The organism is Carnobacterium sp. CS13 (genome assembly GCF_016653495.1).
GTDB lineage: Bacteria > Bacillota > Bacilli > Lactobacillales > Carnobacteriaceae > Carnobacterium_A > Carnobacterium_A antarcticum.
Genome location: NZ_CP067364.1, coordinates 816,152 through 838,218, shown reverse-complemented (window position 1 = coordinate 838,218; position 22,067 = coordinate 816,152). Strand labels below are relative to the sequence as shown.

At 38.2% G+C, this 22,067-nt stretch carries 23 protein-coding genes; 1 reads left to right on the top strand and 22 read right to left on the bottom strand.

Going from position 1 to position 22,067, the window contains the following annotated elements:
• Nucleotides 1–8: 8 nt before the first annotated feature.
• From JHE06_RS04015 to dapG, 22 genes are all read right to left on the bottom strand, one after another.
• Nucleotides 9–935, bottom strand: a complete 927-nt coding sequence (locus tag JHE06_RS04015; RefSeq protein ID WP_201089545.1) for a cell division protein FtsQ/DivIB — start codon at nt 933–935, stop codon at nt 9–11.
• 30 nt (nt 936–965) lie between these two features.
• The gene (murG, locus tag JHE06_RS04010) at nt 966–2,066 is read right to left on the bottom strand and encodes an undecaprenyldiphospho-muramoylpentapeptide beta-N-acetylglucosaminyltransferase (protein WP_058918192.1); all 1,101 of its coding nucleotides are present in this window, start codon (nt 2,064–2,066) and stop codon (nt 966–968) included.
• Between the two features lie 22 nt (nt 2,067–2,088).
• Nucleotides 2,089–3,471 (bottom strand): UDP-N-acetylmuramoyl-L-alanine--D-glutamate ligase, encoded by a 1,383-nt coding sequence (gene murD / locus JHE06_RS04005; RefSeq protein WP_058918191.1) that lies wholly within the window; start codon nt 3,469–3,471, stop codon nt 2,089–2,091.
• Between the two features lie 117 nt (nt 3,472–3,588).
• The gene (mraY, locus tag JHE06_RS04000) at nt 3,589–4,554 is read right to left on the bottom strand and encodes a phospho-N-acetylmuramoyl-pentapeptide-transferase (RefSeq protein ID WP_058918190.1); all 966 of its coding nucleotides are present in this window, start codon (nt 4,552–4,554) and stop codon (nt 3,589–3,591) included.
• Nucleotides 4,555–4,566: 12 nt separating this feature from the next.
• Nucleotides 4,567–6,045, bottom strand: a complete 1,479-nt coding sequence (locus JHE06_RS03995) for a UDP-N-acetylmuramoyl-L-alanyl-D-glutamate--2,6-diaminopimelate ligase (protein WP_058918189.1) — start codon at nt 6,043–6,045, stop codon at nt 4,567–4,569.
• Between the two features lie 14 nt (nt 6,046–6,059).
• On the bottom strand, nt 6,060–8,237 hold the full coding sequence (locus JHE06_RS03990; RefSeq protein WP_201089543.1) for a penicillin-binding protein: 2,178 nt from the start codon (nt 8,235–8,237) through the stop codon (nt 6,060–6,062).
• Nucleotides 8,234–8,611: a cell division protein FtsL gene (gene ftsL, locus JHE06_RS03985; RefSeq protein ID WP_058918187.1), complete on the bottom strand. Its 378-nt coding sequence runs from the start codon at nt 8,609–8,611 to the stop codon at nt 8,234–8,236. Before ftsL ends, JHE06_RS03990 begins: the two co-directional genes overlap by 4 nt.
• 41 nt (nt 8,612–8,652) lie before the next feature.
• Nucleotides 8,653–9,603 (bottom strand): 16S rRNA (cytosine(1402)-N(4))-methyltransferase RsmH, encoded by a 951-nt coding sequence (gene rsmH, locus JHE06_RS03980; RefSeq protein WP_058918186.1) that lies wholly within the window; start codon nt 9,601–9,603, stop codon nt 8,653–8,655.
• A 39-nt stretch (nt 9,604–9,642) separates the two neighbouring features.
• Entirely contained in the window at nt 9,643–10,074 is a 432-nt protein-coding gene (gene mraZ / locus JHE06_RS03975) for a division/cell wall cluster transcriptional repressor MraZ (protein WP_058918185.1), read from the bottom strand.
• Nucleotides 10,075–10,307: 233 nt separating this feature from the next.
• Complete coding sequence (locus JHE06_RS03970; protein ID WP_231726751.1) at nt 10,308–10,685, bottom strand: DUF3397 domain-containing protein; 378 nt, start codon at nt 10,683–10,685, stop codon at nt 10,308–10,310.
• 762 nt (nt 10,686–11,447) lie between these two features.
• Nucleotides 11,448–11,627, bottom strand: a complete 180-nt coding sequence (rpmF, locus tag JHE06_RS03965; RefSeq protein ID WP_058918122.1) for a 50S ribosomal protein L32 — start codon at nt 11,625–11,627, stop codon at nt 11,448–11,450.
• 71 nt (nt 11,628–11,698) lie between these two features.
• Nucleotides 11,699–12,259 carry a YceD family protein gene (locus JHE06_RS03960; RefSeq protein ID WP_058918121.1) on the bottom strand — a complete coding sequence of 187 codons (561 nt, stop codon included), beginning with the start codon at nt 12,257–12,259 and terminating at the stop codon, nt 11,699–11,701.
• A gap of 127 nt (nt 12,260–12,386) precedes the next feature.
• Nucleotides 12,387–13,586 (bottom strand): nucleotidyltransferase, encoded by a 1,200-nt coding sequence (locus JHE06_RS03955; protein ID WP_058918120.1) that lies wholly within the window; start codon nt 13,584–13,586, stop codon nt 12,387–12,389.
• 12 nt (nt 13,587–13,598) lie between these two features.
• Nucleotides 13,599–15,368, bottom strand: coding sequence for a DNA helicase RecQ (recQ, locus tag JHE06_RS03950; RefSeq protein WP_058918119.1), 1,770 nt, complete (start codon nt 15,366–15,368; stop codon nt 13,599–13,601).
• A 126-nt stretch (nt 15,369–15,494) separates the two neighbouring features.
• On the bottom strand, nt 15,495–16,229 hold the full coding sequence (locus JHE06_RS03945; RefSeq protein WP_058918118.1) for a class I SAM-dependent DNA methyltransferase: 735 nt from the start codon (nt 16,227–16,229) through the stop codon (nt 15,495–15,497).
• A 5-nt stretch (nt 16,230–16,234) separates the two neighbouring features.
• Nucleotides 16,235–16,588, bottom strand: coding sequence for a ribosome silencing factor (gene rsfS, locus JHE06_RS03940; RefSeq protein ID WP_156413303.1), 354 nt, complete (start codon nt 16,586–16,588; stop codon nt 16,235–16,237).
• 13 nt (nt 16,589–16,601) lie between these two features.
• Nucleotides 16,602–17,210 (bottom strand): bis(5'-nucleosyl)-tetraphosphatase (symmetrical) YqeK, encoded by a 609-nt coding sequence (yqeK, locus tag JHE06_RS03935; protein WP_058918116.1) that lies wholly within the window; start codon nt 17,208–17,210, stop codon nt 16,602–16,604.
• Complete coding sequence (locus tag JHE06_RS03930; protein WP_058918115.1) at nt 17,191–17,844, bottom strand: nicotinate-nucleotide adenylyltransferase; 654 nt, start codon at nt 17,842–17,844, stop codon at nt 17,191–17,193. Before JHE06_RS03930 ends, yqeK begins: the two co-directional genes overlap by 20 nt.
• Before the next feature lie 32 nt (nt 17,845–17,876).
• Complete coding sequence (gene yhbY / locus JHE06_RS03925; protein ID WP_058918114.1) at nt 17,877–18,197, bottom strand: ribosome assembly RNA-binding protein YhbY; 321 nt, start codon at nt 18,195–18,197, stop codon at nt 17,877–17,879.
• 48 nt (nt 18,198–18,245) lie between these two features.
• Nucleotides 18,246–19,376: a ribosome biogenesis GTPase YqeH gene (yqeH, locus tag JHE06_RS03920; protein WP_058918113.1), complete on the bottom strand. Its 1,131-nt coding sequence runs from the start codon at nt 19,374–19,376 to the stop codon at nt 18,246–18,248.
• Nucleotides 19,354–19,899: a YqeG family HAD IIIA-type phosphatase gene (locus JHE06_RS03915; protein WP_058918112.1), complete on the bottom strand. Its 546-nt coding sequence runs from the start codon at nt 19,897–19,899 to the stop codon at nt 19,354–19,356. Before JHE06_RS03915 ends, yqeH begins: the two co-directional genes overlap by 23 nt.
• A 100-nt stretch (nt 19,900–19,999) precedes the next feature.
• Nucleotides 20,000–21,217 carry an aspartate kinase gene (gene dapG, locus JHE06_RS03910; protein ID WP_201089541.1) on the bottom strand — a complete coding sequence of 406 codons (1,218 nt, stop codon included), beginning with the start codon at nt 21,215–21,217 and terminating at the stop codon, nt 20,000–20,002.
• A gap of 198 nt (nt 21,218–21,415) precedes the next feature.
• Between dapG and JHE06_RS03905 the strand changes: the two genes are divergently transcribed.
• Complete coding sequence (locus tag JHE06_RS03905; protein ID WP_197408984.1) at nt 21,416–22,057, top strand: copper homeostasis protein CutC; 642 nt, start codon at nt 21,416–21,418, stop codon at nt 22,055–22,057.
• Nucleotides 22,058–22,067: the final 10 nt, after the last annotated feature.

Below are 22,067 nucleotides of genomic sequence, written 5' to 3'. Positions count from 1 at the left end.
ATTCTTCGTTATTCTTCTGTATCAGACACCTTAGACTCCTCTTCTGATGGTTCCGGTTCGAAAGGAGTAAAATAAACACCTACTTCAATATTGATAACGCCTTTTCCTTCACCTATTTTTTGAACGATATCTGGATAGTAAATCATTTTTTCAGCAAACGACGTAATCGACGCAACGACTTGATTGCCATCATTCATATAAAGAGTGATCAAATACTCATCTGTTTTGCTTGGAGTATACTCTACTTCTGAAATACTATTGTGAATATTTTCGTTCAACAATTGGTACTGCTCAATCATTTTATTTAAGGCTTTGCCTTCTTTAAATTTAATGAAAATTGGTGGATTTCCAATGGATACTTTTCTACTTTCATTTACAATTTTTCCATTTTCAAGAATATTAAAATATTCATTCTCTTTTTCTAGATAGGCTACGGTTTTGTATTCTGAAACCACCAATTCATAAGAATTTAACCCATCAAATTCTATTTGCATTGATTTCACTTGAGGTAACTGATTTTTGACTAAAGTTTCTCTCTTTTTTTGAGAAAAAAATGTTTCCCATAATGAATCTCCTGAACGGATTTGGCTAGCGTCAATAACGGCTTGGTCGGTTACTTCGTTTGTACCTATAACTGTAATTCTTCCAACTTTGCTTAAGGGTGTAATAAAGTACACCACTACTAAAATTGCAAATGAAAATAACAAAAGTAATGAAATTAAACGACGTTGCATTTCTTTCCGTCTTTTTTCTTTCAGTTTAGGAAGTTTATTTTCTAAAGAAAGTTCTTTTTCTTTAGACTTTTTTGCTGTTTCAAAAGATTTTACTTCATCGCTTTCTCTTGATAATTTAAATAGTGCTTTTATTTTATCCCAAGAAGACGGTTGCGTAGGCAATTCATTCTTCTTTTTGTTGGGTTTTTGGTGTTTTGCCATACGCTGACCTCCTCTGTTTACACTTTATCGTTAATGGCTGATTTCCTGCATGATTTTTATTAAATGATCTGCTGCATCTGGCAAGCCTAATTTCTTCGCTTCACCGGCCATCTGTTTACGTGCTTTTTCATTTAACATCAAGTCATCTATTGAAGCAACTAAACTGTTCCCCGACAACTCTTTTTCGGCAATCATTTTTGCTGCACCGTGCTTGACTAAGCTTTCAGCATTTCTAGTTTGGTGATCATTTGTGACGTAAGGACTAGGAATCAGGATGCTAGGTAAGCCTAGTGCTGTCAATTCTGCCAAAGTAGTCGCTCCGCTTCTTGAAACAACTAAATCTACGTTCGCAAATACTTCGGGCATATTTTCAATATAAGGAACCACGGATACTGGACTTCCAGCTATTGTCTGTTCTTGTACTTGTTGTTTTATCTTTTCGTAATGGATCTCGCCTGTTGCAAATAATACTTGATAATTCTTAGTCATAAATGCAGGTAAGGCTTCTAAAAAGGCTTCGTTTAAGCTTCTGGCCCCACGGCTTCCACCAAAAATCAACACCGTTGGTTTCGTAGCTTTTAACTGATATTCTTCTAGAACAGCGGAAGGTTTTATGCCGACAACTTCTTGTGCTCTCGGATTACCGGTATAAACGATTTTTTCAGGGTACTTACCAAATTCTGCTCGCGCTTCTTCGAAACAAATAGCTATTTTTGTGACATAACGGGCTAAAAATCTATTGGTCACACCAGCCACACTATTTTGTTCATGGATGATGCTGGGAACCCCCATTTTGGAAGCTGCATACACGACTGGAGCACAAACATAACCGCCCGTTCCTATTACAACATCAGGTTTAAACTCTTTAACAATTTTTTTAGATTTTTGAATACTTTGAATGAACAACTGAATAGTTTTTAGGTTTTTAAAAGAAACCGAACGTTTAAATCCTTGGATTTTAACAGCCTTGAAAGGAATTCCCGCGCTTCGAACAATTCGGTTTTCTAACCCATTCTCGGTCCCCACATACAGAAATTCAATAGAGGGATCTACCACTTGTAGTCTTCTAATTAAGGCTAGAGCTGGATAAATGTGTCCGCCCGTTCCGCCACCAGATAATAAAATTTTCATTTGTTATGTAAGACCATCCGGCCTACTCCTCCTCTTCTTCTGTTTCAGTAATTAAGCGATCGATCGAATGAATAAACGCATCTCCACGTACTTCAAAACTGCGGTATTGATCCCAACTAGCACAAGCAGGCGACAATAAAATTACTTCTCCAGGCTGACTCAATTCAAATGCTACTGGAACGGCTGCTTCTACATTTTGTACGTAGTTGATTTGTTTTACTCCAGCTTTTTCTCCAGCCTCAGCCAATTTCGCAGCTGTTTCTCCAAATACAACTAAGGCTTTAACGTGAGCTAGTTCAGGCAATAAGTCATCAAAACTATTTCCCCGATCTAGTCCTCCTGCCAACAAAATGACCGGAACATCGAAACCTTTTAAGGCATTTTTTGTTGCTAACGTGTTGGTCGCTTTTGAATCATTGTAAAACTGTCTTTGTTTATAGTCGGTAACAAACTGAGTACGATGCTTTACGCCAGCAAATTTTTCAAGGCATTCGCGAATCGTTCCGTTTTCTTGTCCTAATAATTTAGCAACAGCAATCGCAGCCATGGCGTTTTCTACATTGTGTTCACCTGGTACCAAAATAGACATTTTATTCATGATTGGTTCACCTTGATAGAAAATGACTTCATCTTCAAGATAAACGCCTTTTTCAACTCGTTCCAATCGCGAGAAAGGAATAATCTTTGCTTGGCTCTTTTTGGATAACTCTCTTAGTTCCGGTTGATCCCAATTAACAATGAGATAATCTTCTGCTGTTTGATTTTTAGTGATTTGCATTTTAGCTGCTACATATTCTTCTCTAGTCCCATGATAGTCTAAGTGTGCTGAATAAAGATTCGTAATAACTGCAATGTGCGGTTTCATCTCGGTTATTCCCATCAATTGAAAACTAGAGAGTTCCATTACGATCTCGTCTTCTGCGGTTGCTTGTTGTGCAACTTGACTAGCTGGTGTGCCTATATTACCAGCAACATAAGCATGTCCTGTTTCTCTGTGGTTGTTTAATAAATCTGCGATCATGGTAGTAGTCGTTGTTTTTCCATTCGTACCCGTTACGCCAATCAACAGGCTTTCAGAAACTTCGTAAGCTAATTCGACATCTGTTATTACTGGAATGCCTTTTTCAAGCGCACGAACCACAATAGGATTCGTATACATGATTCCCGGATTCTTAACTACCCATTCGAAATCTTCATCCAACAATTCTACAGGATGCCCGCCCGTTACCACGCGAATACCTGATTCAAGCAATTCTTGTGCTTCAGGGTTTTCATCAAAGCTTTTGTAGTCATTGACGGTTACGAGAGCCCCCAATGAATGGAGCAATTTAGCTGCATTCACACCGCTTAAAGCTAATCCTAAAACCAGCACTTTAATATTTTCATATCGTTTAATTTTCTTCATCCTTAGACCTCTTTCCTATAAGAGCTGCTTTATCAAGCTCATCATTTAGCCACCCTTGACAGACGGACCGTTTCAGGATTGGGTGATTGGTTTTAGTGGCGGATCAAAGAACCACCATCAAAGAACCACCATCAAACACAATGCAGCAGAAACTAGACCGATGAACCAAAAGGTTAATACGACACGCCATTCACTCCAGCCGCTCATTTCAAAGTGATGGTGAATTGGGCTCATTTTAAATACTCTTTTTCCTGTTAATTTAAAAGATGTGACTTGAATCATTACGCTTGCCGTTTCAACGACAAAAATAAGGCCAATCAGCAATAAAGACCATTCTTGTTTCAACAAAATCGAAACAGCCGCTAACCCACCGCCTAAAGCTAATGAGCCAACATCTCCCATGAAAATTTTAGCAGGTTTTTTATTGAAAAAGAAAAAACCAATTAGGCTGCCGATAATAGACAAACAAAAAATCAACACATCTGTCTGTTGTTGTTGCCATGCTATTATAGCGTACGCACTGTACGCAATACTCGCTGTGCCCGCCACCAAACCATCTAAACCATCGGTCAAGTTTACAGCATTAGAGAAACCAACTAACCAAAATAAGATAAAAACCCCATAAAACCAGCCCAAGTGAATCGTTCCTAAAAAAGGAATGGCTAAATCAGTTGATAAGTTATTTATAAGGTAACCACTAAAAAATACAATACCACCAATAATCTGACCAAGTAATTTTTGTTTAGAAGTTAAACCAAGATTGCGTTTTTTAAAGATTTTAATAAAGTCATCTAAAAAACCCAATAATCCATAAACTAAGGTAATGAAAAGCAACAAGCCTAAACCGATTGTCAGGTTTCCTTGCCAAACACCTACCCAACTACTAGAAATAACTGCCGCGATAAGAAAAACGACTCCTCCCATAGTAGGCGTTCCGGTTTTTACTTCATGCCATTTTGGACCTTCTTCTCTTGTAGTTTGACCTAGTTGTTTTGTTCTAAAATAGCCAATAACAATTGGCATCGCCATGATGGTCAGTGCAAATCCACTGACTAAAGGCAATAACATTTCTGTCCAATGCATGCTGAATCGCTCCTAAATTTCTTTGTTTTTTAGTTTAACTGCTTTTTTTGCTTCTTCGACATCATCAAAATGATGTTTTTCATGACCAATGATTTGATAATCTTCATGTCCTTTACCTGCAATCAAGATGATATCATCGGTAGTTGCTTGGTCAACAGCGGCTTGAATGGCTGTTCTGCGATCTGGAATCATTTGATAAGTGTTTTCCTCTAAATTAGCTACCATTTCATTTAAGATCATCTGCGGATCTTCAGTACGCGGATTGTCCGAAGTGAAAATCACATGATCTGCATGAGTAAAAGCAACATCTGCCATAATTGGTCGTTTTGTCCGATCACGATCGCCTCCACAGCCTACAATACAATAGACTTTCCCGGATTTTATTTCGTTAACTGCGTTTAATACATTCAGTAATCCATCTGGTGTATGGGCATAGTCTACAATGATCGCAAAGTCCTGCTCCCCTTGAACGACTTCAAACCTTCCTCTTACACCTTTAATTTTTTCCATTGAAGCAATAACACTCGGTAAAGGCAAGCCAGAAGCATAAGCAGCAGCAAAAGCTGCTAAAGCATTCAATACATTAAATTTACCGACCAATTGCATTTTCACAGGATAAGCTTCATTTTTGAAAAGCAACGTAAAACTTGTCCCTTGGTTGGTTATTTTTAAATGAGTTGCTCTAAAATCAGCTGGCTGAACAATTCCATAAGAGTAAACGAGTGCTGCTGTTTTATTTTGGTAACTTCTCCCTACAGGATCATCAGTATTTAGAATAGCGTATTTAGGCTGGTCTCCTCGGTAAGTATTGCCTAATTGGGAAAACAGTAATTCTTTAGCATGACCGTACTCTTCCATCGTATGATGGTATTCTAAGTGATCTTGACTTAAATTTGTAAAAACAGCAACATCAAAATCCGTTCCCCAGACCCGACCTTGTACTAAAGCATGAGAAGAAACTTCCATCGAACAAGTAGTGACATCGGCTTCTTTCATTTCTCTAAGCGTTTTTTGCAAAGTGATGCTGTCTGGAGTTGTATTTTTCGCTTCAAAAACGTCATCCCCAATTCGACGGTACATCGTTCCGATTACCCCAGTTCTCTCTTGATGATCTCTGAAAATTTGATCTAATAAGTGAGTAACAGTTGTTTTCCCATTAGTTCCGGTAACCCCGATCATATGCAACTCTTGACTCGGAGACTGATAGAAATGATTGGCTAGAATCGCCATCGCTTTTACCGTATCAGATACATAGACGACGGGTACTGATACATTGATTTCTTCGCTGGCAATGATGACAGCGGCTCCTTTTTCAACAGCTTCTTCAGCAAGTTCATGCCCATTGTAAACTGCTCCGGCAATACAAATGAACATAGAATCTGACTCTATTTCACGTGTATCCTGTGTTACTTTCGTAATAACTAATTCTTCTGGAACTCTGGTCAGCATGTTTTTTGTGACTAATTGGTTTATCAATTCGATTGCTTTCATTATTTCCACCTTTTCTATTCTTGAGGAGAAGCTAATGTGATTTTGATTTGCTCTTCACCCTGCATGTTAGCTTGCGGCGTTAAACTTTGTTCAACGACGTATCCCTCTCCTTCAAATGCAAATTCAATTCCAGTAATTTCCGATACTTTCAACACATCGTTTTTCGACCATCCTGTCATATCCGGCATAGTCATAGCCCCATTTGTCATTAAAATGGCCCGTTGGTTTTTAATGGAGCTTTCTTCAGGCAGCGGCAATTGCTGTACTATTGTATCACCATTTCCTACGATGGTCACATCTAACTGAGCTTCTTCTAATGATTTTAACGCTTCTTCTTTAGATACACCCGTTACTTTTGGCATGACGACTTGATTAGGATCTTCAACTTCAGAATCAGAATCCAAGTGTTGATATTCCAATGCTCGTTTCATAACAGGATTAAAAACAGCTTGGACGACATCTCCTCCCACTAAAGAAGAATCTGTAATCGTTGGTTGCTGAACGGTCACGTACAAAACAACTTTTGGATCGTCGGCCGGCGCCATCCCAACAACGGAATAAACGTAGTTGGAGCCTCCGCTATAATATTGTTTTGTATCAGGATTAACGATTTGTGCAGTACCTGTTTTAGCAGCTATTTCATAGCCATCAATTTGATAACCTTGACCGGTCCCATTTTCACCGTACACAACTTCTTTTAAATAGTTCAATGCTTGATCGGCTGAATTTTTAGAAATAGGTTCGCTGACAACTTCTGGTTCAAATGTAGTTTCTTTACCTGTTGCCGGATCAACTATTTTACTAATATACTGCGGCTTCATCATTTTACCTTCGTTGGCTACTGCTGAATAAGCTTGCATCATTTGAAATACTGTCACTGTCAAACCTTGTCCAAATGAGGTATTCGCTTTTTCAAGCGGCCACTCATAAGGATTAGAACCACTTTGTTCATTTGGAAGTCCTGAAGCAGTCGTTTTTCCCATTCCAAAATTATCCAAATACTCTTTCCAGGTATCTTCTCCCATTTTTTCCATTAAATTAACAAAAGCAACATTACTTGACCGTTCCAAGCCTTCCAAATAACTGATTTGTCCCCAACCATTTACATTGTGGTCATGAACGACTCCACCTTCTATTTTTTTAGCGCCTGACATATAAGTCGCATTAGGATCAAATACACCTTCGTTAATAGCTGCTGCAAGAGTCAATACTTTCAGTGTTGAGCCTGGTTCAAACGTATCTTCAACTAATAAGTTTTGCCAGAGTTGCCCAATACCTTCTTTCGTCGTGGCGTTGAAAGAGGGGCGTTGAGAAGCAGCAATGATCGTTCCCGTCTCTGGATCCATCAATGTTGCTGTCATTCCTACAGGATTAAATTTATCATTCACTTCAGTCATGACGCTTTCTAAATATACCTGCATGCGTTTGTCTAACGTCAAATAGATATCCTTTCCATCTACTGAATCAGTTGTTTCTACTGTAGAATTTGGTAAAACATATCCAAAGCTGTCTTTTTGGTATTTTATAGAACCGTCAGTTCCAGTCAACACATCGTTATAGGCTTGTTCTACACCCATTAATCCGGTTAAATCAGTACTGAGTGTTCCTTCTTTCGTTTCGCCGTTTTTATCTGTCGGCAATTCAGCATATCCCACCAAATGCGAAGCAAAAGTACCATTAGGGTAAAGCCTTGTAGGCGTTTCTTCAAAAACAATCCCTGGTAGATCCTCTTCTTCGATGGCACTTTTAATATCGTATGATAATTTTTTCCCCGCCGAACCAAATTCTACTTGAGACAAGTCTTTTTGGTTTAAAGTTTTAAATATATCCGCTTCACTCATAGCAATGTGTTTTGATAAAGCCGCAGCTGTCTTCTGCTTGTCTTTCACATGTTGCGGTTCTTTCGGATCATTTGACCACTTATCGGTTAAAATGGCGACTAACGAGTAAGAAGTAGCGTCCATAGCAATCGAGTTTCCACCTATATCATAAATGGTCCCTCGGTTTGCTTCTAGTACGCTACTTCTTGTATAAAGGTTATTAACATTTTGAGACAGATTTTCCCCGTTAATTTCTCCTTTTACCATAATGTAAGTAAAACGTCCTACAAATACCAAGAATAAAAGCAAGGTACCAAAAAAGAGCAGGATCGCAATTTTTTTTCTGTTTTTTAAAGGGTTTCTGTTTGTCATTTAATAACATTCCTTACATTGGCTTCATTCATTTCTAAACCTTGACGATTGGCGATTTCATAAACACGGTCATAACGCGATAATTCTTGAACTTCTTGTTCTAAATTATTGTTTATGGTAGTGATATTTGCGATAGACGAGTTCGTGTCTTGAAGGGCGCGGTTTGTACTCGCTATGTTGATTTCTAGTGAGATGCTCACAGCAATCAACGCAAATGTAATGACTGAGACAATTCCAATCACCATTTTTTCTAGGTTTGTAATCCCCGATTTTTTTGGAAGAGGTCTATGTATAGTTGTTTCTTTTGGCAAAACGGGGGATTGTATTGGCGTTTCCACTTCAAGGTTTCTAGCTAAGTTACTATTCAACGACATTCAAATAACATCCTTTCTTTCCTCTCACTATTTAAGTTTTTTTATTTTCTTTGTCTTTCTGCTACTCTCAATTTTGCACTGCGAGCTCGATTGTTTATTTCCAATTCCGTTTCACTTGGAACAATCGGTTTTCGTGTCACCAATTTTAATTCCGGCAAAAATTCTTCAGGAATGATAGGCAATCCGGGTGGGATATCTGGTCCTTTAGCATGATCTTTGTAGATTGATTTTACGATTCGGTCTTCTAACGAATGAAACGTAATGGCGCTTATTCTTCCGCCAACATTCAATAGTCCAATGGCTTCTTCTAAAGAATCTTCCACGGCTGATAATTCATCATTTACAGCAATACGCACAGCTTGAAAAACGCGTTTAGCTGGATGTCCGCCTTTTCTCCTGGCAGGTGCAGGAATACCTTCTTTAATAATGTCAACTAATTCAGTAGTGGTTTCAATTAGCTTTTGTTCTCTTGCCGCTTCTATTTTCCGAGCAATACTTTTAGAGAACTTTTCTTCTCCATAACGATAAAAAATTCTAACTAAGTCTTGATACGACCAAGTATTGATGACTTCTTTCGCTGTCAATGGAGCTTCTGTATCCATACGCATATCTAACGGGGCGTCTTGGTGGTAACTAAACCCTCGTTCCGCTTCGTCTAGTTGTGGCGAAGAAACACCTAAGTCATATAAAATGCCGTCAACTTCGAATACCCCTCGCTCATTTAGTTCTTCTTTAATAAAGCGGAAATTAGCCTTAATGAAGGTTACCATTCCTTTTTCGACATAAGTCGCTAACCGTACTTTTGCATTTTCAATTGCTCGTTCATCTTGGTCAAATGCGTAAAGATGACCGTTTTCATTTAATTGAGAAAGCAGATATTCGCTATGGCCTGCTCCGCCTAAAGTACAGTCGACGTAGACACCATCGGGAATTAAAGACAGACTATCCACTGTTTCGTGAAGCAAGACTGTTTCATGATTAAATTCTGCCATTTCCGTTCCCCCTTTGTTTATGATTTGAAAGTTCGTTTACTAAAACCCAAAATCAATCATGTTTTCAGCGATCTCGTCAAACGTCTCTTCAGCTTCTGCTGAAAACTCATTCCATTTGGATTCGCTCCAAATCTCGATTCGATCTGATACACCGACTACATGACACACTTTTTCTAGTTTCGCATGGTCTCTTAATGTTTGCGGAATATTGATTCTTCCTTGCTTATCTAATTCGCATTCCGTCGCTGCTGAATAAAAGAACCTAGTAAAAGCACGAGCTTCTTTTTTTGCAAGCGGAAGTTGCTTAAGTTTTTCTTCGAGTATAGTCCATTCATTCTGGGGATAACCAAATAAGCAACCATCTAAACCGCGGGTTAAGATGAATTTCGTTCCTAAATCGTCGCGAAATTTCGCCGGCATGATCAAGCGGCCTTTTGCGTCGATGTTGTGCTTATACTCACCCATTAACATAGCTATACTCACCCCACTTTTAGTAGTTATTTTCAGTCTACCACATCGCCCCACTTTCCACCACAATTAATCGAAGGATTCTATAAAAAAACACACGGAATAAAAGAAAGCTTTAGCCTCTCTGTTTAGCAGCCTTTTCAAAAGTGTTTTAAGAGTGGGGAATTTTCCCAAAAAAGCACAAAAAAAGCAGCAAGATGGATAACTATACCATCTCGCTGCTTCTAAAACGCTTTTTAAGTAAACTGTGTGAAGATATTTGCTCCTACTAAAAAATAATAAGTAAGAATAGAAAATAAAAAAATAAAACGCCAATACGTTTTCCAAAAACGCCCATAAATGATTTCGCCTTTTTTATAAGCCAATGCCATTACAATGAACATTCCTAAACCGAGAATAAAAATCAGAAAATAAGGAAAAATCGATTGACCAAATGTTAACGAGCTTAGGATATGGATACCCAACAGTAAATATGGAACCATTAAATCTGGCAGCTTAATGCTCTTGTTTTGTCTTCTAAAATGTCGGTTGACGCTTTTATTAAACAACACTAACAGCAAAAGCGGCAAAAGATACAGTATGATCATCACAATGGTAAAAGTAGTTGCTTCCAAAACAACCCTCCCTTTCCACTTACGCATTCGCAGGATTGATGAATGAAAGAACAAAATTACTCCTCCTACTAAGAAGGCGCTCATTCTCCCAAACAATTCTTTATTCAATTTACCCTAAATTTCTACTTTTGTATACCTTTAAATAAGACAAGAGCTTTAACGCTCTTACCCACAAAATGCTCTTAGAAACATACTCGTTCTGTAAAATATCTATTGAACGTGTTTTTACTAGAATAATCTTATGGCTTTTGTTCATTCTGACTACTCTTTGGATACATTAAATAGTAAATCGAAAACCGTTTTTTTAGTCCATTAAATCTAACGGTTCTCTCTAGCAAAGAGAACCGTTAGATTTCTTAAATGAAACTTAATAGAATTCTGCTGGCTTTTATGTTATACTTATAAAGTATTAAAAGTAAGTATGCAACATTATATAGAATAGTTTTTAAAGAAGTTTATCCACACTGGCACAGTTTTAGAACTGTAAGGACATAAAAGAGGTAGGGTTTATGTCGTTTAAATGAGAAACCGATTGATATAATTTGATTAGTATTTATAACCCAAAAATAACTTTAAGAATATTTATTTTTAATTAGAAAGCCACTCAGAATCTGAGTGGCTTTCGTCAATTCCATCAAAAAAAACGCCCTTTTTACGAAAACAAGAGCTGCAAATACCGATACAAAGCAAAACACCCTTGAGCCATGGTCTCAAGGGTGTTTTTAAAACATTATCTCAGGTTATAAGCAGTTTCTGTCCGCATTACGCTTCTTTACTTACTACTTCTTTACCGTCATATTGTCCACATGCTGCACAAACGTGATGGCTTTTTCTCAATTCCCCACAGTTAGGACATGGGTTCATGCCAGGCACTTCTAACTTGAAATGCGTACGACGTCTATTTTTTTTAGCTTTTGATGTTCTTCTTTTTGGTACTGCCATTCTCTACACCTCCTTAAAGATTGCTTCTGCTTCTAATCGTTCAACTAGAAGAGAAGTTGTATGTTTTAATCTCACTTCTGATCATCCGATTCATCTTTAAATAAATCTTTTAAACCAGCAAAACGCGGATCCAAAGTTTCTGATTTTTGTTTTGCTTTATCTGAAAGATAATCTTCTTCAGACACCACAAGCCAATCACTTCCACTTGGCATTTCGTGTTCCTTTTCTTCCTCTTCAGTAAAAACCTGCATTGGAAGATTTAACAAGACAGCATCTTCAATCGCTTCAGATAGATCGATCAGCTCTTTATCTAAATAAATCACTGTTTCGTCTTCTTTGTCGTCTGTATAATTTGTAACTTGTTGCGGAACATAAATCTCATTTACCTCAATCGATAAAGGTACTAAGACTGGTTTTAATGATCTTGCAGAAGGTAGTGTCACATCTAATGAAACAACCATATGAAGCAAGATGTCGTTTTCTTGAACAATCAGCGTTCCTTCCAAATGAATGGGAGAAACATCTAATATTTCTTCTTCTCTCTTCATCAGGGACTCTTTCAAGTCAACCGTCTCAGAAAAAATAAGGGGTTCAAAGCGGTATTTTTGCAATTCGTTTAATGACCATTTCATTTTCCATCACTCCTAAAGCAACAAAGGTAATTATACTAGTCTCGCGGGCCTTTGTCAACGTATTTTACCTTACACCAAAAATGTTGTAACTCTTGTTTTCATTCCTATTTTCATAAGAAAATCTTATTTAATCTTTTTTCCAACGGATAGGCTGCCTTCGATAATCTTGTGAATCAGCTGGGTAAGAAAAAGCCAGATTATAGACTTCCCCCGCTTTGATGTCCAGTTTCCATAAACAAGCATTTTTTTGTTGAATATTAGTCAATAACGGCAGCGAAGCTTTCTTTTTCATTTGATTTAAATACTGTTGTCCTTCATGACTAAAACCTAAAATATGAAGAGCTTTGGGAAATTGGAGTTCTTTCATCATCTCTTCTGCTTTCACATCTAATAACAGATAAACACATAAACGCTGCAGCCTAACCCAAGTATACCGTTTATTCTTGACTAAAGAAATAAAATGTTCAAACGTTTCCGCTTCTTTAACTTTTTCTTTTAAACGGTATTCAATCCCTTCAGTCATCTGATAAACTGTCCGTAATTCCGCAACTGACTGGATGGTCAGTTGGTATTTCAGATACGGCCAAAAATTTTCCCACGAAAGAAATGCTGCTGTTTTTAATGCTTCCCGACTATTTTCCGGCATGACTTCTGCCAGCTCAGTTAAAGCTTCTAAACGTAAAGGAGAATCAATCAGCTTTCTTCGGATAGCTGTTGCACTTGCGAATTCTTTAGAAGACACTTCTTGATCGTGGTATCCGGCCCCTTCTCTCTTCACTGTGTGTAACGTCATGGGATGGGCGTACTTAGCATTTTCTTTTGCATAAGCTAGGCCAAGTATGTTGTTGGGTGTCGTTTGGTCAAGCGCTTGTGCAGGCAGCAACTCTGACAGTACCTGCTGCATCTGAGCGGCGTAAGTCGTTCCATTATTCTGCAATTCTTTAAATCGTTCCTCTATCTGCTCCGATTCTTTTACAAAAAATTCAGCAACCGCTTGATATTCCTGCGCATCTCCGGTTTCTGCACCAAAACATAAATGTTCACATCCTAATGAATGCAATAAAGCCACTGCGCCTTTCGCAAAATAATCAGCGGGTTGTACGCTAAAAGCAACAGGCAATTCAATGACCATATCTGCACCTGCTGATAAAGCCATTTGAGTTCTAGTCCATTTATCAACAATGGCCGGTTCGCCACGCTGCAAAAAGTTTCCGCTCATCACAGCAATCAAAACATCTGCTTTCGTTTGTTCTTTAGCTTGATGCAAATGGTACAGATGTCCATTGTGAAATGGATTGTATTCAACGATTACGCCGCAACTTTTCATTTTTCCCTCACCTCAACTTTTGACGCTTGTTTTTTTTAGTTCTTCTAAAAATACGGCTCCATATTTTTCCAGTTTATTCTCTCCAACTCCTTTGACCATCAAAAGCTCATTATCTGTTTGAGGCATGAGTTGACACATTTGCTTCAGTGTCTCATCCGAAAAAATAACATAAGGAGGCACTTTTTGGATGGTTGCCAGTCCTTTTCGTACTTCACGCAGCCGATCAAACAACACATCGTCAATAGCAACTTTATGCGCTTGCTGAGCTTGTTTACGTGTCACTTTTAGTTCGCCTTTTAAAACTGTCACGCCTTTCTCAGTAACTTTCAATAAAGGATATTGTCCATCGGTCGGCATCAAATATTTTTCAGCCGTCAAGTAATCGATCAGCTGAGTTACTTCTTTTTGAGAAGACGTCTTCATTAAGCCATAAGTCGACAATTCTTCAAACTTCCATTGTTTTATTTTTTGGTCTTTTGAACCCGTCAGTACTTTCATGACCATTGATTTACCAAAAGTTTCTCCCATACGTTTAACACAAGATAAAACTTTTTGAGTATCTAAAGTGACGTCAATGGCTTCTCGCTCATCCAAACAATTGCTGCAATGCCCGCATTCTCCGCATTCTTCCCCAAAATAACGAACGATGTACCGCTGCAAGCACATTTGAGTAGAACCATATTGTGCCATTTCTCTTAGCTTAGTGTATTCAAGCTTTTTATGTTCTTCATTCATCTCAGATTGTTCGATGAAATAATGTTGAATTTGCATGTCTTGCGGCGAAAACAATAAAATAGCGTCACTTGGCAATCCGTCTCGACCAGCCCGGCCTGCTTCTTGATAGTATGCTTCGATATTCTTAGGAATTTGGTAATGGATGACAAAACGCACATTGCTTTTATCAATTCCCATTCCAAAAGCATTAGTTGCAACCATTACGTTTACTTCATCATAGAGGAATTTTTCTTGCCAATCGTTTCGTTCCTCTTCTTTCATTCCACCATGGTATTTTCCAACAGTTATTTTGTTCGTTTTTAATAACAAGTAAATCCGTTCAACTTCTTTGCGTGTACTGGCGTAAATAATCCCAGATTGTCCTTCATTGATTTTTAAGTAATCCAAGAGATAGCGATTCCGTTCTTGGCCTTTTACCACTTGGAAAGCTAAATTATCGCGAACAAATCCTGTATTCACACGATTGTTTTCTTCAATTCCTAATAATTGCAAGATATCATTAGATACAAGCGGTGTTGCAGTAGCGGTCAAAGCCAGAATAGTTGGACGATAAGTAAAATTTTGGATCGTATCACATAACGACAAATAACTCGGTCTAAAATCATGCCCCCATTGTGAAATACAATGCGCTTCATCAATAGCAATCATCGATACTTTAACCGATTGCATCAAATAAAAGATTTCTTCCGTTTGGAAACGTTCAGGTGCAACATAGACTAATTTATAGTCCCCATTGCTGGCTTTTTTCAATCGATCATTCATTTCCGCTGACGAAAGCGTACTATTTAAAAATGTTGCTGCTATGCCTAATTCCGTCAAAGCATCCACTTGATCTTTCATCAAAGAAATCAATGGCGATACAACGATGGTCACGCCATCAAACACTAATGCCGGAATCTGGTAACAAAGCGATTTCCCGCCTCCGGTAGGCATAATGGCTAATGAATCTTGACCATTTAAAATCTTTTCAATTACTTCTTTTTGGCCAAACCGAAAAGCATTAAAGCCATAAATGTCATGAAGCAATTGATGAGCTTTCGCTAACATCTTGCACCCTCCTTTTTCACATTCAACAGTCTTCCTAGATTAAAAAAACAGAAAAATCAGTTTCGATTCTCCTGTTTTTTCTCCGCTATGAATGCCTTTAGTTGTTGCAGAAAGTTGATTCACAACTTATTTTTTACACGTAAAAAACCAGCGCGTAGATTCATCATTTATGTCAGACTCTCCAAATTCTGCACTAGTAAAAATTGAAGTAAATCCAGCTTGCTGCAACATTTCCCGATACACTTCTATTGGGTAAGTCCGTTCTTTATGAGTTTCATCAAAACGCTCATAGCGATCTGTTTCTTCCTCGTAAACAAAAAATGTCAAGTCATGTTCGATTGAGTGTTCCGTTTCTCCAGCATAACTTTGCCAAAGGAAACTGATCTCTTCCGACTGATCATTATACATATAGCCCGGGAAAATGTTATCGATTTGATAAATTGAATGAACATCGAATAAAAATGTTCCTTCTTCATTTAACGTTTGATACACTTCTTTAAAAACATTCAAAACTGCGGCAGCATCCGGCATATAACAAATTGAGTCTGAAAAACAGGTAACAACATCATACTGTCCAATTTCTGATAAATCCAGCATGTCGCCTTCTATTAGCGGCAGCTGAACGCCTTCAGAAAAGGCTCGTTCGCTTGCCAAACTCAACATATTAGCTGACAAATCTAACCCTGTCACATCATAGCCATGTTTTTTCAATGTGACTGCTAATGCGCCTGTTCCGCAAGCCAATTCGAGTACGGATTGCCCTTTGTTTTGAAGTTGACGGTCCACGAAACTAGCCCATCGTTCATAAAGAGTATCGTCCATAATAGCGTCATAAACTTGTGCAAATGTTTGATAACTCATTGGACTTAAACCATATCGGTGATGTCTACCAATGGTGCATCACTCCATAGTTTTTCGAGATTGTAAAACGAACGTTCTGAGTAATGAAAAACATGTACAATAATTTCGCCTAAATCGATCAATAACCATTTTGCAGATTCACGGCCTTCGACGCGATTTACTTTAAGTCCAGCTTTGTGAACTTGATCAATGATTTCATCTGCGATTGCTTGTACTTGCTTTTCACTATTTCCGTGCATAACGACAAAATAATCAGCTAAAATAGAAATTTGGCGAACGTCCATTGCTAAAATGTCTTCTGCTCGCTTGTCATCTCCGGCTTTTACTGCAATTTCTAATAATTTTTCACTTGTTGCTATCATTATATTCCTCCTAAGGTTTTGCTACCCATGTATTATAAGTATCGATGGTTTTCGGGTAAATTTTTCTTTTTTGACCAATCAAATGCAGCAAAGTGTGTTCCGTTTCAAATGCTACAGCTTCTGCTAAGCTCGTTTCAGCTGCTTTTCTTGCTTCAGAGACAACCGGGAAAACACGACCAGGTTCAATATAATCGGCTACATAGATGATTTGTTCTAATAAAGACATCTCTGGACGGCCGACTGTATGATAATGAATAGCATTTAAAATATCCGCATCTTGGATGCCTAATTCTTTTTTGACTAAAATAGCTCCAACAGGACCATGCCAAATTTCACTGCCATATTGCAATAGTTCCAAATCCAAATTTGCGCTAATGATCAAATCATGCATTTCGCCATGATTGCGTTCTTTAGCATAATCATGCGTTAAAGCAGCAATACTAGCCGCCTCTGTTGAAACGCCATAGCGTTGAGCTAATTCTACAGCTGCGGTTTCGACGCCTAGGACATGCTTAAAACGTTGACTGCTCATTTGTGTTTGTACTTTTTCAAGCAGTTCTTTTCGGCTGAGGTTAATATATTTCTCGCCGTAAAATAAGTCATTCGGTTTTATCAGCATTTTGATATAACCCCTTCTCACTAATATACTGTAATGTTTTATCAGGAATCAAATACCGTACCGGACAATTTGTTTCCAGCTTCGTGCGTAAAAGCGTAGAACTGATGTCCAGCGAAGGGACATCGACCCATATAATCGGATAAGGACTTTCTAACCCATATCCTGGTCTATTTACGCCGACAAATTGAACGAGATGGAGCAATTCTTCGATGCGATACCATTTAGGTAAATAAGCTACCATATCGCCGCCAATAATAAAGTAATAATCCGTCTCTGGATGTTCCTTGACTAACTGCAACAATGTATCGTAAGTATAACTCTTACCGCCACGTTCAACTTCGCTTTTCTCAATGTCAAAAAGAGAGTTATCTTGAATAGCTGCCTCAACCATTTTCACTCGATGAGAAGCAGCAATAGCTTTCTTTTCATCTTGATGTGGAGGATTTGCACTCGGCATAAAATAAATTTTATCCAAACCCAGCTGCTGGCAAACTTGATCTGCAATAATCAAATGCCCGATATGCGGCGGATTGAATGTTCCACCCAGTATCCCAACTTTTTTCCGTTTGTTTTTTACAGGTAAAACCTCTGTCAAAGCGTCAACCTGATGGAAAGAAACAGTTTGCTTGTTCAAGATAATCACCTTTCTTTCATTCGTTCATGTTTTTACTTTTTCTTTTTAGCTGGCAATTCAGTTGAAATACGTTGGTATTTCTCTTGTGATGAAGGGCTAAATAACACGATCACACGACCAATGACTTGAACTGCATCGCAGCCTAAGGCCCGTTCGATTTCTGCTGCTACTTCATCAACCGATTCATCGGTATTTTGCAGTAAGTTGATTTTTATTAATTCTCTTTTTTCAAGTGCTTCGCCAATCTGTACAATGACTTCTTTGTTTAAACCATTTTTTCCAATTTGGAAAATAGGGTCTAAATGATGAGCTTTGCTTCTTAAATAACGTTTTTGTTTTCCAGTTAATTCCATTTTTTCACTCCATCTAGATTATAGTCGCTAATTTTTTGGTCTTTAAGTTTAAATTAAAGATTTACGAATAACTACATTAACACCTTTTGGTGCCCAACCTGCAACTACTGCTCCAGGCTCATTAACAGTTACCCAACCCAATCCTGCAAAAACAATATCGGATTTTTCTTTGATAGTAAATTCGAAACGAACCAATTCGGGGAAATCTGCCACTTCATCTTTACGAGGGGGCTGTAACAATTCACCAACTTGTTTTTTATACAATTCATCCGCATTAGCTAATTTTGTCCGATGAATTTTTAAATCATTAGAAGTAAAGCAAGTAAATGAGCGTCTGCCGCCTTGTAAATAATCAAAACGCGCAACACCTCCAAAGAACAAGGTTTGCCCTTCGTTCAATTGATAGACCATTGGTTTGATTTCTTTTTTAGGAGCTATCAATTTTAAATCTTTATCCCCTAAAACGTGCGCCATTTGATGACGATGAACAATTCCAGGTGTATCGATCAATAGTTTTCCATCTTCCAAAGGTATTTCGATTCGATCCAACGTTGTTCCAGGGAACTGTGAAGTTGTAATCAAATCTTGGACACCAACTGTCATTTTAATAATTTGGTTAATCAATGTTGATTTTCCAACATTGGTTACTCCCACTACAAAAACATCGCGTCCTTGACGGTATTTTTCAATAGTGTCTAATAAACTTTCCATTTCTTTAGGTTTCATAGCGCTTGTTAAAACGACCTCTTTAGGGCGCAATCCTTCTTCAAAAGCTCGTTCACGTAACCATTGGGTCATTTTTCCGCGTTTTAAGGATTTAGGCAATAAATCAACTTTGTTGCCCACTAATAGAACCGGGTTATTGCCGACAAAACGATGGAGTCCTGGAATCAAGCTGCCATTGAAATCAAAAATATCAACAACATTCACTATCAACGCATCTTCTGTTCCAATTTCATTCAGCAATTTCAAAAAATCGTCATCGGTTAAGTGGACATCTTGAATTTCATTGTAGTGCCGTAATCTAAAACAACGTTGACAATACACTTCTTCTTGTTCAAGTCCTTTTTTCAGGGCTGATTCTGGTGTATATCCTGGAGCGTCTTTATCGGTTGTTTGAATAACAGCTCCACATCCGATGCACCGAATTTCTTCCTCATTCATTAATTCTTTTGTCATGTAAAGACTTCCTCCATCTCATATCTGGATCTTTTCGTATTAAGTAGTTCATAATATGCAATTCTATAAAACGATTAAACTGAGTGTTCCACGCATCACTATTGACAATCGGTTTTACCAAAACATTCCGTACACCGGCAAGGTTGGCTCCCCAGATATCAGTCATGATTTGGTCGCCAACCATCAATACTTCTTCTTTGGGCAAATTCAGTTTCGCCTCGGCTTTTTTAAAGCCAATAACCGTTGGTTTCATTGCTCTGGAAACGTACTCTAACCCTAAAACAGTGGCTACTCGTTCCACGCGAGAAGCTTTATTATTCGAAAGAATGATAACTGGGATACCAGCTGTTTGCATGACTTCGATCCACTTTATCAGCTCTTCCGTTCCATCTGGGTTGTTCCAAGCAATCAGGGTGTTATCTAAGTCTGTTAAAACGGCTTTAATATTTTGTTTTTTTAATTGTTCAGGTGTAATGTGATAGATGGCATCTACCATCCACGTCGGTTTAAATATATTCAGCATTATTTCTCCCTATCCATTAAAATAGGAGTACCTTGGACAGTACTCCTCTAGTTTACTATTTCTTTAATTATACGCCAAATCAACAAAATTACAAGCAGACCTAGTTGTTTTTAGGCTGATTCTCATTTTGCAAAAAGACAGCATGCAATTCATTGATCGCTAGTTTTAAATCTGTTTCTGCAATCAAGATCCACACAGTTGTGTAGCTGTCAGCAGATTGATAAATGGGTATCTGATGTTTAGCCATTGTAGTGACCATTTTTGCTATAACTCCCGGTACTCCAGTGATGCCCGCACCTACGATTGCTACTTTTGCACAATTCTCAACAAGAGTGTAGGAAACGCCTTGTTCATCAAAAATAAGTCTAGCTCTTTCCGAAGTCGTTTGCGGTAATGTGAATACGATCTTATGCGGAAAAATATTGATGAAATCCACACTGATATCCAATTCGGCTAATAACGAAAAAATGATTTTTTGAGTTTGCTGAGCCGTTTCGATGCTAAATTGCACTAAATTAGATACATGGGCAATCCCGGTCACTAAACGATAAGGTTCGATTTGACCTTCAATATGCGTTACTAAAGTTCCCGTGTTGGTAACCGGCTGATAGGTTGATCGGATTCTTAAAGGAATACCCGCTTGCATCGCAATTTCTACAGCTCGCGGATCGATAACTTTCGCTCCCTCATGTGCCATGTTGCTCACTTCTTGGTAACTAACGACTTTTAAAAACTGAGCTTTATCGACCAGTCTAGGATCAGCAGTCATCATGCCCGAAACATCTGTAAATATGTCAATGTTTTCTGCTTTAAATGCCGATCCTAAGAAAGCAGCCGACGTATCGCTTCCACCACGGCCTATAGTGGTGATATGTCCGTTTTCACTGACTCCTTGAAAACCAGTGACTACTACCACATCATTGGTTTTAAAATAAGAATAAATCGCTTCTTTTTCAATTCGTTGTACTTTAGCATTCCCAAAATCTTCATTCGTTACAATCCCAGCATCTTGCCCTGTTAAGCCGACAGCACTTAGCCCATTCTTCTTTAACTCATTTGTAAAAACAGCTGTAGAAATTGTTTCTCCAACTGACAGCAACATGTCTCTTTCACGCAAATCTAAAAAACTGCGATTCCCCCCGATTAAGGATAAAAGCGAATCCGTTGCATATGGATCTCCCATACGGCCAATTGCCGAAACCACTACAATCACTTTGTAGCCTAATGACACAGCATGAACGATATGCTTTTCAGCTGCCCGTCGGCTTTCTTCATCTTTAACAGAGGTGCCTCCAAATTTTTGAACTAAAATTTTCATCGTTTACCATCCTTTGGGTATCTAAAATAGTATGAGTGGATTTCACTCTTTTCGTCAGCTTAAGCTTATTCCTGTTTTATTATAACGAAGACTTAGACAATATTCAATTAAGTACGGACGCAAGAAACTAGTTCAGTGTTTCCGCTTTTTCGTGCTATACTAAGAAAAAATGATTTATAACTGGAGAGTGACAAAATGATTCTTAAAGAAGTATGCGTTGAAAATTATACGGTGATTCCTCAAGCTATTGCAAATGGAGCCAATCGTATCGAGCTCTGTGACAATTTAGCGGTAGGCGGAACAACTCCTAGCAAAGGAGTGATGCACGAAACAATGGCTTATTGCGGCGAAAAGACGATTCCCGTAATGGCTATCATTCGACCACGAGGCGGTAATTTTGTTTACAATGATACAGAGCTAAAAATCATGGGCTACGATATTATCGAAGCTCGCAATTTAGGATTAGACGGAATTGTTATCGGCTGCTTGAATGAAAACAACTGGTTAGATGAAGATGCATTAGAGCAAATTTTAGAAGAATCTTATGGATTACAGATTACATTCCATATGGCTTTTGATCAGATACCCGTTGAAAAGCAATTTGAAGCCATTGATTGGCTTATTGAACATGACGTTCAACGTATTTTGACACATGGCGGCCCATCAGGAGTACCTATTGAAACCACGTTACCCCATTTAAAAGAATTAGTCGATTATGCAAATGACCGTATTATCATCTTACCCGGAGGCGGCATCACCAACAAGAATGCTCAAGAAGTCATTGACTATTTAGGTGTCAATGAAGTTCACGGTACAGCTATTGTTGGCCAACTTCACTAGCATAAAAAAG

Excerpts from the sequence above, each read along its gene's own strand:
- JHE06_RS04015 (WP_201089545.1), bottom strand. The coding sequence starts at position 935 with ATGGCAAAACACCAAAAACCCAACAAAAAGAAGAATGAATTGCCTACG.
- murG (WP_058918192.1), bottom strand. The coding sequence starts at position 2,066 with ATGAAAATTTTATTATCTGGTGGCGGAACGGGCGGACACATTTATCCA.
- murD (WP_058918191.1), bottom strand. The coding sequence starts at position 3,471 with ATGAAGAAAATTAAACGATATGAAAATATTAAAGTGCTGGTTTTAGGA.
- mraY (WP_058918190.1), bottom strand. The coding sequence starts at position 4,554 with ATGCATTGGACAGAAATGTTATTGCCTTTAGTCAGTGGATTTGCACTG.
- JHE06_RS03995 (WP_058918189.1), bottom strand. The coding sequence starts at position 6,045 with ATGAAAGCAATCGAATTGATAAACCAATTAGTCACAAAAAACATGCTG.
- JHE06_RS03990 (WP_201089543.1), bottom strand. The coding sequence starts at position 8,237 with ATGACAAACAGAAACCCTTTAAAAAACAGAAAAAAAATTGCGATCCTG.
- ftsL (WP_058918187.1), bottom strand. The coding sequence starts at position 8,611 with ATGTCGTTGAATAGTAACTTAGCTAGAAACCTTGAAGTGGAAACGCCA.
- rsmH (WP_058918186.1), bottom strand. The coding sequence starts at position 9,603 with ATGGCAGAATTTAATCATGAAACAGTCTTGCTTCACGAAACAGTGGAT.
- mraZ (WP_058918185.1), bottom strand. The coding sequence starts at position 10,074 with ATGTTAATGGGTGAGTATAAGCACAACATCGACGCAAAAGGCCGCTTG.
- rpmF (WP_058918122.1), bottom strand. The coding sequence starts at position 11,627 with ATGGCAGTACCAAAAAGAAGAACATCAAAAGCTAAAAAAAATAGACGT.
- JHE06_RS03960 (WP_058918121.1), bottom strand. The coding sequence starts at position 12,259 with ATGAAATGGTCATTAAACGAATTGCAAAAATACCGCTTTGAACCCCTT.
- JHE06_RS03955 (WP_058918120.1), bottom strand. The coding sequence starts at position 13,586 with ATGAAAAGTTGCGGCGTAATCGTTGAATACAATCCATTTCACAATGGA.
- recQ (WP_058918119.1), bottom strand. The coding sequence starts at position 15,368 with ATGTTAGCGAAAGCTCATCAATTGCTTCATGACATTTATGGCTTTAAT.
- JHE06_RS03945 (WP_058918118.1), bottom strand. The coding sequence starts at position 16,229 with ATGAGTTATCAAACATTTGCACAAGTTTATGACGCTATTATGGACGAT.
- yqeK (WP_058918116.1), bottom strand. The coding sequence starts at position 17,210 with ATGCTGATAAAACCGAATGACTTATTTTACGGCGAGAAATATATTAAC.
- yhbY (WP_058918114.1), bottom strand. The coding sequence starts at position 18,197 with ATGGAATTAACTGGAAAACAAAAACGTTATTTAAGAAGCAAAGCTCAT.
- yqeH (WP_058918113.1), bottom strand. The coding sequence starts at position 19,376 with ATGACAAAAGAATTAATGAATGAGGAAGAAATTCGGTGCATCGGATGT.
- JHE06_RS03915 (WP_058918112.1), bottom strand. The coding sequence starts at position 19,899 with ATGCTGAATATATTTAAACCGACGTGGATGGTAGATGCCATCTATCAC.
- dapG (WP_201089541.1), bottom strand. The coding sequence starts at position 21,217 with ATGAAAATTTTAGTTCAAAAATTTGGAGGCACCTCTGTTAAAGATGAA.